Here is an 11449-nt window from a genome sequence, read left to right as displayed (position 1 = left end):
GGGCGGCCCGGGCGGGCCCGGCGCCACTTGTGATGGCCGTCCAGTTTTGTGCTAGAGTGAGTCCCGATCCAGACAGAGCCCCGCCATGAGCAAAGCCGCCAAGAAGCCCTCGCCGGCCAAGCCGCTCGCCAAGTCGGCGGGGCGCGCGCAGTCCAGCGTGCACGAAAGCAAGCTCGGCCTGCAGGAATCGCAGGCCTACCCCGCCTCCCAACGCCAGCGCGGTCTGTCGGTCAAGGAGCCGCCGCTGGACGTCCACGGCGCCCCCGCCACGCTCAAGGGCTACGTCAGTTATCTGCGCTCGGCGACGCCGCTGCAGCGCGTGGCGGCCGAACGCCAGGGCGTGCCGGCGCAGGTCGTCAAGCACATGGCCGCGAGCATGGAGCTGCCGGCAGTGCGCATGTTCAACATCCTCGGCATCGCCAAGGCCACCGCCGAAAGCAAGGCCGCGCAACAGGCGCGCATCGCCGGCGCCAGCGGCCAGGCCGCGCTCGGCATCATGCGCTTGCTCGGCATCACCGAGGCCATCGTCGATGCGAGCACCGCCGAAGGCGCGCGCGGCTTCGATTCGGCCAAGTGGCTGGGGCGCTGGATCGAGCAGCCGCAGCCCGCGCTCGGCGGCCGCAAGCCGGCCGATCTGCTCGACACCCCGACCGGCTTCGATGTCGTCGCGCGTTTGCTCGGCTCGCTCGAAAGCGGCTCCTACCAGTGACGTCCGGCGCAGCCGCAAGGACGAGGCCGGCCTCATGAAACTCTGGCGCATCGCCACCGAAACCCGCGCCTATCGCGCCGACGATCTCAGCGGCGCCGGCGCGGCCGCGCGTCCCGGGCGTTGGAACGACGACGGCCAGCGGGTGCTCTACACCGCCACCTCATTGGCGCTGGCGGCGCTGGAAACCGCGGCCTATGTCGATGCGCACGGTCTGCCCTTGAACCGGCACGTGGTGTCGATCGACGTGCCCGCCGCGGTTTGGAAGGCGCGCCTGCAGCTGTCGCCGCAGGAACTGCCGGGCGCTTGGGACGCGGTGCCGGCGGGCATGGCCAGCGTGCGCGTGGGTTCGCAATGGCTGGCCAGCCAAGCCTCGGCGATTCTGTTGGTGCCGTCGGTGATCGTGCCGGAGGAATACAACGCCCTGATCAATCCCGAGCACCGCGACGCCAGGAAACTGCGCGCGACCACCGGCCGGCGCTTCCACTACAACGTGTTGTTCCGGGTGGCCTGAGCCGCATCGGTGCTGCGTGGCGCGGTGCATTCCCTGCCCCGCGCCAGGCCGTCCATGGCCCCTGCGCCGTCCTTGTCGGCGCTTCCCTGCGCCCTTCCCGGCGTCTCCTTCGCCGGTCAGACCCGCGCCGCTTCCATGCGCTCGAAGGTTCCGTCCTGATGGAACAGCGGTCCGAACCACGGGTGCACGACATCGATCGTGACTTCGAAATGCGCTGCGTCGAGGTCTCTATGCACAAGAACGAAGCGGCCCGGCCAGAACGGCCGCGGCAACGGCAAACGCAGGCCGCGCCAGTGCAGGAAAAACCCCTGGTCGACGAACACCAGCCGGTTCGGCAGCACCTCCAGGCGCACGCGCATGCCCAGGCCGCCGCCGAAATGCTCGAGCAATTCGCCGTTTTCGCCGAGGACCATGCGCGAGCGGAAACTGAACACCTCGTCGATGAAGTGATAGGTGCGGGTCTTGATCCAGCCCAGGCCGCTGCGCAAAGGTTGCACGTCGAAACGGAACGGCACCTCGTCGGCGTTCTGGTGCGGCAGCACGCGCGCGTAGCGGATCGCGCGCGCGAACAAACCGCCCAGGCGCGTGCAGCGCACCTGGTGCATGTTGCCGACGTACTCGGCCTGCGCCTCGCCGTCGCCGAGAGTGAAGCGCGCCTGGATATGCGGATGCAGCAACTTCCAACGCGCTCCGAGCGCAGCCCGCAGCAAGGCGGCGAGATCGCCGGATGCTTCGGGTAAACGCGTTTCGCCGCGCGTACCGGCAAGGCCGCGTTCGGTCGCGGTTGCCTCGCTCGCCGTTGCGACGGGCTTAAAGCAGGCCAGAATGTATGCGGCCCGATTCATCACAGCCTGCTTCATGACGGAGTGATTCATTCCGGCCCGATTCAACAGTTCCATGTTGGTCCCCTGGGTGTTCTTCACCCGAATAAGTAGAACGGCAAGCGCGCTCGCGACCGGCGCTGAGTGCGCCGTCGAGATCGGGATGCAGGAAGCGATAACGCTGATCGAGCAGTCGGCGCGGTTCGACCTTCGGCCCGTCGAGCAGCATCGTCGACATCTCACCGAGCGCTTGGCGCAACGGCCAGGCCGGCATGCGCAGCCAGGCCGGCCGATGCAGGCCGCGCGCCAACGCGCGAGTGAACTCGGCCTGGGTGCAGCCGCCCGGCGCGACCAGGTTGTAGGGGCCGCGCATGCCGACGTGCTCGACGGCTTGTTCGACGAAGCGCAGCACGTCGTCCAGATGCACCCAGGCGAACCACTGCTTGCCGTCGCCGAGCACCGCGCCGGCGCCGAGCGAGGCCGACAGCGACAGCATCGGCAACACCCCGCCGCTGCGGTGCAGGACCAGGCCCAGGCGCATCGTGGTCAGGCGCACGCCCCACTCGCTGACCGGCGCGGCGGCGCGTTCCCAGTCGCGACACAGCTCGCTGGCGAAATCGCCGGCCTGCGCCGCGGGCTCGCGCAATTCCGGCCCGCTGCGCGCATGCGCGCCGTACAGGCCGATCGCGCTGGCCTGCAGCCACAGCGCCGGCTTGTGCTGCGAACGCTCGCACCAGGCGCGCAAGGCATGGGTGGTGTCGAGGCGGCTCGCGCGCAACGCATGCTTGCGCGTTGGCGTCCAACGCGGGCCGACCACCGGTGCGCCGGCAAGATTGACCACCACGTCGATGGCTTCGTCGCCGCGCAATTCGGCGGTATCGGCGATGCAACGCACGCGGCCGCCGAAGCGCAAGGCGGCGCGGCGCGGATCGCGACTGAGCACGGTCACGCGATGGCCGCCGGCGACCAGGCCCTCGACCAGCGCCGTACCGATGAAACCGGTGCCGCCGCTGATCAGGAAACCGGTCTGCGGCTGGCCGGCGAGCAAGGCGCGCGGCGCCGGTTCGGCAGCATTGACGCGTGCGGCGAGTCCATCGCGCAGCGCCGAGACGCCGATGCCGAGCGCCGCGGCGGTCAGCGCCCATGACGCCCAACCGTGCGAGATCGGCAGCAAGGCGCTCGGCGCGCTCCAGTCCTGTGCGGTCGCCAGGGCGTACACGGCGAACATCGCGCCGCCGTTGACGGCAAGGACGGTGTGCAGCACGCGCTCGGTCGGCGGCAGCAGGCGGGTCGCATCCTCGACCACGAAATCCCACAGGGTGATGGCGACCTCGACCAGCACCAGCGCCCACACCAGCGCCAGCCACAGGCCTTGCGGATGCAGCCAGGCGAACACCAGGAACAACGCGCCGTAGATGAAGGCGCGCGCCGAATGCAGTTTCAGTTCGAGCGCGGCGCTGCGGCGGTTGGCGAGTTTTTCCATCAGTTCGTGATGGGCGACGGTGTCGATCGCGCCCAGTACGACCTGGAGCAGCAACAAGGCGATGAAGACACGTTCCATGATCGCGCTCCGCTCAGAAGTGGGTCGGGCAATGCTCGTTGTCGCAGCGCGGCGCGGGCTCGTGCCCGGCCTCGCGATAGCCGAGCCAGCGCGACACGCGGTGCCGGTTCGGCGCGATCCAGCGGTAGGCGCGCGCGGCCATGCGCCCCGCTCCCGGCACGCGCAACGGCCAGGTCAGCCAGCCCAGGCCGACCGCGCGATAGGTCTCGGCGATGCCGGGCACGCCGATCCGCCATTCGCCGTTCGGCAGGCGCACATGCAGGGCATTGCGCAGCGCCTCCAACTCGAAGCCCCACTGCGCGGCATCGAAGTCCGGCGCGGCGATGTCGATCAGTTGCAGGCGGCCGCGACGGTCGTGGGCCTTCAATCGGTGCATCTCGGTGCGGCACAGCGGACAAGCGTGGTCGTACAGGGCGATGACGGCGTGCGGGGCGGGATCGTGCTTGCTCATGGCCTGCTCCTACAGTTATTTCGGTAATTAGAGAAATTGCCGGGCAAAAAAACGCTCAGGACGGGTCGTCCCCGGCGCGTGCGCGGCCGGCTTCGGGCTGGCGCGCGTCGGGCTGGCCTGCTTCGGGGTCTGCTTCGAGATCGGCAACCGCCCCGGCATAAGGCTCGACCGGCGGCGCCTGCGCAGGCGGCAGCGGCTTGACCGGGCCGCGCACGTACTGCTGGATGCGCGCGCCCATCTTGAGCAGCTTGATCAGGGTCTTGGGGTCGAGCCGGTTCATCTCGTCGATCCAGCTCGTGCCGGTCTCCATGAAGTCCAGCACCTCGCGCATGCGCTCCAGGGTGCGCTGGTCGCGCGGATCGGCCGGGTGGCTGGCGCTGTCGAGCACCGAGCTGCGCAGCATGCTCAGGGTCGGCTCGATCTCGCGCCGGCGGCGCTCCTGGACCACGGCGCGGAAGATGTCCCAGACGTCCTTGTAGGTCTCGAAGTGGTCGCGGCGGTCGCCGAGCACGTGGGTGACCCGGGCCAGGTTCCAGCCCTGCAGCTCCTTGAGGCTGGTGCTGACGTTGGAACGCGCCAGGCTGAGGGTCTCGCAGATCTCGTCGGCGGTGATCGCGCGCTCGGACAGGAACAGCAGCGCGTGGATCTGGGCGACCGTGCGGTTGACGCCCCAACGGCTGCCCATCTCGCCCCAGTGGAGGATGAATTTCTCTTGGAGCGGGCTGAGCTGCATGGGCCTTCTCTTATTTCTGTTTAGACAGAAATTAAAGAATGAACCGACCGGAGTCAATCTCCGTTCGTCGGCGCGCCGCCGGTTCGGATCAAGGCTTCAAAGGGTAGGAGCGGCGCAAGCCGCGACCGCCCGAAGCCTCGAATACGCAGGCCCTTCAGATCATTTCGAAGCCGCACAGCTTGCGGCCAGCGACGACCTCCCGGCCGGGGTCGCGGCTTGCGCCGCTCCTACCCCGAATTCCCGTCCCCCGGAATCCCGAGCACGAAGCCGCGATCTCAGCCTGCGCGACCGGCCCGACGCAGGCTCGCGCTGCGAGCCGGACCATCCGTCGGCTGCCTCGATCAAGTCTTACCGGCTTGCCCATTTGTTACTAAGATTAGTACATGAGCCTGACCGATACCCGCCGCGCCCTCCTCGCCTACCTGCGCGAACGCATCGCCGCCGACGGCCTGCCGCCGTCGCAGCAGGAGATCGCCGCGCATTTCGGCTTCCGCCAGAACCGTTCGGCCGGCTACCACCTGCAGGCCTTACAGGCCGAAGGGCTGATCGAGCTGCTGCCCGGCCGCGCCCGCGGCATCCGCCTGGTCCACCAGGGCGGCCTGGACGGCGGCTTCGATACGAGCGGCTTCGATACGGGCGACTTCGACACCGGCAGCTACGACCACACCGACCGCGCCGTTGTCGCCGCCAGCGACGATTCGCGCCTGCCCCTGCCGATCCTCGGCCGGGTCGCCGCCGGCGCGCCGATCGGCGCCGCCGCCGAGGCCGAGAGCCACGTCCTGATCGACCGCCTGCTGTTCTCGCCGCGCCCGGACTACCTGCTGCGGGTCAAGGGCGATTCGATGCGCGAAGACGGCATCCTCGACGGCGACCTGGTCGCCGTGCACCGCACCCGCGACGCCGCCAACGGCCAGACCGTGGTCGCGCGCATCGGCGAGGAAATCACCATCAAGCGCCTGAAGATCACCGCCGACGGCATCGAGTTGCTGCCGCGCAATCCCGACTACGCGCCTATCGTGATCGCCGCCGACGCCGACTTCGCCATCGAAGGCATTTACTGCGGCCTGGTACGCCGGGCCTGAGCGCGGCCATGAGCAACATCGTCGCGTTGGATCGCTTGATCGACACCCGCCAGGTCTGGCGCGGGCAGTCGGCGAACCTGGCGCCTTCCTCGCAATCCACCGGTCACGCCGCGCTCGACGCCGCCCTGCCGACCGGCGGCTGGCCCGAGGCGGCCTTGAGCGAATTGCTGTTGCCGGCCAACGGCGTCGGCGAACTGGAACTGCTGTGGCCGGCGTTGGCGCGGCTGTCGCAGGACGACGCTCTGCACGGCGGCCGCATGATCGTCCTGATCGACCCGCCGTTCGTGCCGTATGCACCGGCCTGGCGCGATGCCGGGGTGGCGCCGGCGCGCTTGCAATGGGTGCGCGCCCAGCATCGCGATGCCTTGTGGGCGGCCGAGCAATGCCTGCGCTCAGGCGCTTGCGCCGCAGTGCTGTGCTGGCCGCAGCGCGCCGACGACCGCGCATTGCGCCGGCTGCAGGTCGCGGCCGAGACCGGGCAATGCCTGGGCTTCGCCCTGCGCGACAGCCGCGCGGCGTTAAACCCTTCGCCGGCGGCGCTGCGCATCGCCATCGACACCGCGCCGCGGCAGCTGCGCGTGCTCAAGTGCCGCGGCGGCAATGCGCCGGCCCGGCCGATCGCCTTCGCCCATGGCGCGCGCAGCGGCATCGCCGATGCGGCGGCGTCGACGCGCATCGAAACGATCCGTAGCGAAAGCGAACCGGGCCACAGCGAACCCGCCGTGCCGCCACCGATCCGCCTCGCCGCGCAGCCGAGCCCAGGCGCGCGTGTCGATCCCGCGCGTCCCGACCCGTCGCCGGCGCGTCCCGCGCAGGTCCTGCCCCTGCGCCCGCGTTGAGCCGACGGACATGCGCTGGGCCTGCCTGCTGTTGCCGCAACTGGCGCTCGACGTGGTCCTGCGCGGACATGCAGAACCGGAACGCGCGCTGGCCCTGGTCGACGGCCCGCAAGCGCGACGGCGTTTGTATGCGGTCAACGCCGGCGCACGCGCACTCGGCCTGAAACCCGGCATGTCGCTGATCGCCGCGCAGGCGATCGCCGACGGGTTCCAGACCGTCGACCACGATCCGCAAGCCGCCGAACACGCGCGCCAATTGCTCGCCGCCTGGGCCTATCGCTACAGCTCGCAGGTCAGCACCGTTTTTCCGCATGCGATCGTGCTTGAGGTCGGGCGCAGCCGGCGTTTGTTCGGGCCGTGGCCGCAGTTGCGCGAACGGCTCGCGCAGGAATTGCACGAACTGGGTTTCCGCCATCGCATCGCCGCCGCCCCGAACCCGCATGCCGCGCGCGTGCTGACCAACATCGAAGACGGGCTGTGCTGCGACGACGACCGGCTCGAAGCGATGCTGGCGAAGTTGCCGATCGAACGCAGCGGTTTCGACGCCGACACCGTCGAAGCCCTGCAGCGCATGGGCCTGCGCAAACTCGGCGCGGTCTTCGCCCTGCCGCGCGCGCCGCTGGCGCGGCGCTTCGGCCAGGACGTGCTGACCCGGCTCGACGCATTGCGCGGCGCGGCGACGCCGCCGTTGGTCTATTTCCAACCGCCGGACGCCTTCGACGCGCGCATCGAGCTCGGCCACGAAGTCGAATCCAGCCTGGCGTTGTTGTTTCCCCTGCGCCGGCTCACCGCCGACTTATCGGCCTATCTGTCCGGCCGCGACGGCGGCGTCGAACGCTTCAAGCTGATCCTCGAACACGAGCGCCACGCCCACCACCTGAATCATCCGCCGACCGAGGTCGTCGTCGGGCTGCTCGCGCCGGAACGCGATGCGACGATGCTGTTCGAACTCGCGCGCGGCCGCCTGCAGCAGGCGCAGCTGCCGGCCGCGGTGGTCGGCTTGCGCCTGCTTGCCGAGGCCTTGCCGCCGTTCGTGCCGGCGCGCCGCGACCTGTTCGACACCCGCCCGCAACAGGCGCTGCCGTGGACGCAGTTGCGCGAACGCCTGCGCGCGCGGCTCGGCGACGATGGCGTGCAGGGTCTCGCGCCGCAAGCCGACCATCGTCCCGAGCGCGCCTGGCGCAGCCTGCCCGGCGATGTCGCCGCGCGCGCCGACAAGCACGCACGCAAAGTGCTGCGCCCGGGTTGGCTGCTGCGCGAACCCGAGCCGCTGCACGACAAGGTCGCCCGGGTCCTGGCCGGCCCGGAGCGCATCGAATCGGGCTGGTGGGACGAAGGCGACGTGCGCCGCGACTATTACCTGGTCGAAACCGTCAAAGGCCAGCGCGCCTGGGTCTACCGCAGCGCCGGCAGCGACGGCCCGCTGATCCTGCACGGCTGGTTCGCATGAGCGCCCCGCCCGACCGCGCCCTGCCCGACTACGCCGAACTGCATTGCCTGTCGGCTTTCAGTTTCCAGCGCGGCGCCTCGATCGCCAGCGAATTGTTCGAGCGCGCGCAAGCGCTGGGCTATCGCGCCCTGGCGATCACCGACGAGTGCACCCTGGCCGGCATCGTGCGTGCCTGGCAGGCGGCCAAACAGACCGGCCTGGCGCTGATCGTCGGCAGCGAGATCCGCATCGACGGCGGGCCCAGAATCGTGCTGCTGGTCGCCGAACCGGCCGGTTACGCCTCGCTGTGCGGATTGATCACTACCGCGCGGCGACGCGCGAAGAAAGGCGAATACCGCTCGCTGCCCGAGGATTTCGACGGCCGCTGCGAAGGCCTGCTGGCGCTGTGGCTGCCCGACGGCGACGACCGCGACGACGCCCACGCGGCCTGGCTACGCGAGCGTTTCGGCGCGCGCCTGTGGCTGGCGGTGGAACTGCATCGCGGCCCCGACGACGACGCTCGCCTGGTCGAGCTGCAGGCGCTGGCGGCGCGCCATGGCCTGGCGACCGTCGCCGCCGGCGACGTGCACATGCACGAACGCGCGCGCCGGCCCTTGCAGGACGTGTTGACCGCGATCCGCCACCGCACCACCGTCGCCGAGGCCGGCCACCGCCTGTTCCCGAACGGCGAGCGCCACCTGCGCATCCGCAAGGCGCTCGCGGCGATCTATCCGCGCGCGATGCTCGAAGAAAGCGTGAGGATCGCGGCGATGTGCCGTTTCGACCTCAAGCGCGACCTCGAATACCAGTACCCGCACGAGTTGATCCCGGCCGGCGAAACCCCGAAGACCTGGCTGCCGCGGCTGGTCGCCAAAGGCGCCGCCGCGCGTTGGCCGCACGGCGTGCCGGCGGATGCGCAAAAGCAGATCGACCACGAGCTGCGCGTCATCGCCCACCTCGACTACGAGTCGTATTTCCTCACCGTCCACGACATCGTCGATTTCGCCCGTTCGCAAGACATTCTCTGCCAGGGCCGCGGCTCGGCGGCGAATTCGGTGGTCTGTTACGCGCTGGGCATCACCGAGATCGACCCGGTCCGCATGGGCATGCTGTTCGAACGTTTCATGTCGATCGAGCGCAACGAACCGCCGGACATCGACGTCGACTTCGAGCACGAACGGCGCGAGGAAGTGCTGCAATACGTGTTCAACCGCTACGGCCGAGAACGCGCGGCGCTGACCGCGGTGGCGATCAGCTACCGCGGCCGCAGCGCGGTGCGCAACGTCGCCGCCGCCCTGGGCATGCCGCAGGACCAGATCGGCGAACTCGCGCGCACGCTCGACCGCTGGAGCGAGGACGTGCCCTTGCCCGAGCACCTGCGCGAACGCGGCTTCGACCCGGATTCGCCCCTGCTGCAACGCGTGGTCGCGCTGTCCGCGCATCTGGTGCAACAGGGCTTCCCGCGCCATCTGTCGCAGCACCCGGGCGGCTTCGTGATCTCCGAGCGGCCGCTGCACACCCTGGTGCCGGTCGAGAACGCGGCCATGGACGACCGCACCGTGGTGCAATGGGACAAGGACGATCTCGACGCCCTGGGCATCCTCAAGGTCGACTGCCTGGCGCTCGGCATGCTGACCGCGGTGCGCAAGACCCTGGCCTCGCTCGAGCGCCAGGGCCACGGCCAGCTCGACATGGCCGGCATCCTCGCCCGCGGCGAGGACGAGGCCGTCTACGACATGATCTGCGAGGCCGACACCATCGGCGTGTTCCAGATCGAATCGCGCGCGCAGATGTCGATGCTGCCGCGGCTGCGCCCACGCACTTTCTACGACTTGGTGATCGAGATCGCGATCGTGCGGCCCGGGCCGATCCAGGGCGACATGGTCAACCCCTACCTGCTGCGGCGCAAGAATCCCGAGTTGGTCGAATACCCCTCGGAAGCGCTGCGCACGGTGCTGGTGCGCACCCTCGGCGTGCCCCTGTTCCAGGAACAGGTCATGCAGATCGCCATCGTCGCCGCCGGCTACGAGCCCGGCGAGGCCGATGAGCTGCGCCGCTCGATGGCGGCCTGGAAACGTCACGGCGGGCTCGAACCGCATCGCGACAAATTGCGCGAGGGCATGCTCGAACGGGGCTATACGGAAGACTTCGCCCACCGCATCTTCGAGCAGATCAAGGGTTTCGGCAGCTACGGCTTTCCCGAGTCGCATGCCGCCAGCTTCGCCCTGATCACCTACGTCAGCTGCTGGCTCAAGCATCACCACCCGGCCGCGTTCGCCTGCGGGGTCATCAACTCGATGCCGATGGGCTTCTACACGCCCGGGCAAATCCTCCACGACGCGCGCCGCCACGGCGTCGCAGTGCTACCGGTCGACGTGCGCTACAGCGAATGGGACTGCACCCTGGAACCGGTGCACGGCCGGGTCGGCAAGCATCCGCATGCGATCCGCATGGGGTTGCGCCTGATCAACGGTTTCGACGAGGCCTCGGCCGAGCGCATCGCCGACGCGCGCGTGCGGGCGCCGTGGCGCGACGTCGAAGACCTGTGCACGCGCGCCGCCATCGACACCCGCGTGCGCGCCCTGCTCGCCGATTCGGGGGCGCTGCGCGCGCTCGCCGGCCATCGCCATCGCGCGCGTTGGGCGGTCGCCGGCGTCGACACCCAGTTGCCGCTGTTCGCCGGCGTGGCCCGCGACGAAGCGCCGGTGTCGCTGCCGCTGCCGACCGCCGGTGAGGACGTGCAGGCCGATTACGCCCTGCTCGGCACCACCCTCGGCCGCCATCCCTTGTCGCTGCTGCGCAGCGCCCTGCACGCGCGGCGCTGCCGGCGTTCCTCGCAACTGGCCAAGACCGAGTCCGGCACCCTGATACGTTTCGCCGGTCTGGTGACCGTGCGCCAGCATCCGGAAACCTCCGGCGGGGTGACCTTCCTCAGCCTCGAAGACGAGGACGGCACGGTCAATGCGATCGTCTGGCGCGATCTCGCCCAGCGCCAGCGCCGGGTCCTGGTCGAAGCGCGGCTGATGGCGATCGACGCGCGCCTGGAACGCGTCGACGGCGTGCAGAACCTGATCGTCTCGCGCATGGAAGACCTGACCGCCCTGCTCGGCAGCCTGAGCACGCATTCGCGCGACTTCCACTGAGCGCCGCGGCCGTGCCGCGATGGCTTCGTCCCCCCCTTTGGAAAAAGGGGGGATTTGCTCCTGCCCGTCGAACACCTGCCCATCGAACGCTTGGCTCGGGGCCGCAACCTATCCAGCGTGGTTGCGCAGACGGGATCGGTCCACTGCGCGCGCCACCGCCGTCGAGGCAG

The 11449-nt window shown here is 69.7% G+C and carries 9 protein-coding genes and 1 pseudogene; 6 read left to right on the top strand and 4 right to left on the bottom strand.

Features of this window, described 5'->3' with window-relative positions; translation table 11 throughout:
* Nucleotides 1-85: 85 nt before the first annotated feature.
* A complete protein-coding gene (locus tag GLA29479_RS25530; RefSeq protein WP_081930626.1) occupies nucleotides 86-709 on the top strand; it encodes an antitoxin Xre/MbcA/ParS toxin-binding domain-containing protein in 624 nt (207 codons plus the stop codon).
* 34 nt (nucleotides 710-743) lie between these two features.
* Nucleotides 744-1220 (top strand): RES family NAD+ phosphorylase, encoded by a 477-nt coding sequence (locus tag GLA29479_RS01160; protein ID WP_057918208.1) that lies wholly within the window; start codon nucleotides 744-746, stop codon nucleotides 1218-1220.
* Between the two features lie 116 nt (nucleotides 1221-1336).
* Here the strand turns inward: GLA29479_RS01160 and GLA29479_RS01155 are convergent, their stop codons facing one another.
* The 4 genes from GLA29479_RS01155 to GLA29479_RS01140 are packed head-to-tail and all read right to left on the bottom strand — an operon-like array spanning nucleotide 1337 to nucleotide 4786.
* A complete protein-coding gene (locus tag GLA29479_RS01155) occupies nucleotides 1337-2065 on the bottom strand; it encodes a DUF4166 domain-containing protein (protein ID WP_057918209.1) in 729 nt (242 codons plus the stop codon).
* Nucleotides 2031-3602, bottom strand: a complete 1572-nt coding sequence (locus GLA29479_RS01150; protein ID WP_057970526.1) for a TIGR01777 family oxidoreductase — start codon at nucleotides 3600-3602, stop codon at nucleotides 2031-2033. Before GLA29479_RS01150 ends, GLA29479_RS01155 begins: the two co-directional genes overlap by 35 nt.
* Nucleotides 3603-3615: 13 nt before the next feature.
* Entirely contained in the window at nucleotides 3616-4053 is a 438-nt protein-coding gene (locus GLA29479_RS01145; RefSeq protein WP_057970525.1) for a thiol-disulfide oxidoreductase DCC family protein, read from the bottom strand.
* 55 nt (nucleotides 4054-4108) lie between these two features.
* Complete coding sequence (locus tag GLA29479_RS01140; RefSeq protein ID WP_082638185.1) at nucleotides 4109-4786, bottom strand: GbsR/MarR family transcriptional regulator; 678 nt, start codon at nucleotides 4784-4786, stop codon at nucleotides 4109-4111.
* A gap of 383 nt (nucleotides 4787-5169) precedes the next feature.
* On the opposite strand from GLA29479_RS01140, the gene lexA reads away from it, so the two are divergent.
* From lexA to GLA29479_RS01120, 4 genes and pseudogenes are all read left to right on the top strand, one after another.
* The gene (lexA, locus tag GLA29479_RS01135) at nucleotides 5170-5868 is read left to right on the top strand and encodes a transcriptional repressor LexA (RefSeq protein WP_057970524.1); all 699 of its coding nucleotides are present in this window, start codon (nucleotides 5170-5172) and stop codon (nucleotides 5866-5868) included.
* A gap of 8 nt (nucleotides 5869-5876) precedes the next feature.
* Nucleotides 5877-6500: pseudogene (gene imuA, locus GLA29479_RS01130) on the top strand (translesion DNA synthesis-associated protein ImuA); the annotation flags it as partial.
* A gap of 217 nt (nucleotides 6501-6717) precedes the next feature.
* Entirely contained in the window at nucleotides 6718-8157 is a 1440-nt protein-coding gene (locus GLA29479_RS01125) for a Y-family DNA polymerase (RefSeq protein WP_057970523.1), read from the top strand.
* Nucleotides 8154-11279, top strand: coding sequence for an error-prone DNA polymerase (locus tag GLA29479_RS01120; RefSeq protein WP_057970522.1), 3126 nt, complete (start codon nucleotides 8154-8156; stop codon nucleotides 11277-11279). The genes GLA29479_RS01125 and GLA29479_RS01120 overlap by 4 nt, the downstream gene beginning before the upstream one ends.
* The last annotated feature ends 170 nt before the right edge of the window (nucleotides 11280-11449 follow it).

The sequence above is a fragment of the Lysobacter antibioticus genome, from assembly GCF_001442535.1.
Taxonomy (GTDB): Bacteria; Pseudomonadota; Gammaproteobacteria; order Xanthomonadales; family Xanthomonadaceae; genus Lysobacter; species Lysobacter antibioticus.
This window is presented reverse-complemented; position numbering and strand designations above follow the sequence as displayed.

Bases quoted from the DNA above. Each gene is read 5' to 3' on its own strand.
- GLA29479_RS25530 (WP_081930626.1), top strand. From the start codon at position 86: ATGAGCAAAGCCGCCAAGAAGCCCTCGCCGGCCAAGCCGCTCGCCAAG.
- GLA29479_RS01160 (WP_057918208.1), top strand. From the start codon at position 744: ATGAAACTCTGGCGCATCGCCACCGAAACCCGCGCCTATCGCGCCGAC.
- GLA29479_RS01155 (WP_057918209.1), bottom strand. From the start codon at position 2,065: ATGAATCGGGCCGCATACATTCTGGCCTGCTTTAAGCCCGTCGCAACG.
- GLA29479_RS01150 (WP_057970526.1), bottom strand. From the start codon at position 3,602: ATGGAACGTGTCTTCATCGCCTTGTTGCTGCTCCAGGTCGTACTGGGC.
- GLA29479_RS01145 (WP_057970525.1), bottom strand. From the start codon at position 4,053: ATGAGCAAGCACGATCCCGCCCCGCACGCCGTCATCGCCCTGTACGAC.
- GLA29479_RS01140 (WP_082638185.1), bottom strand. From the start codon at position 4,786: ATGCAGCTCAGCCCGCTCCAAGAGAAATTCATCCTCCACTGGGGCGAG.
- lexA (WP_057970524.1), top strand. From the start codon at position 5,170: ATGAGCCTGACCGATACCCGCCGCGCCCTCCTCGCCTACCTGCGCGAA.
- GLA29479_RS01125 (WP_057970523.1), top strand. From the start codon at position 6,718: ATGCGCTGGGCCTGCCTGCTGTTGCCGCAACTGGCGCTCGACGTGGTC.
- GLA29479_RS01120 (WP_057970522.1), top strand. From the start codon at position 8,154: ATGAGCGCCCCGCCCGACCGCGCCCTGCCCGACTACGCCGAACTGCAT.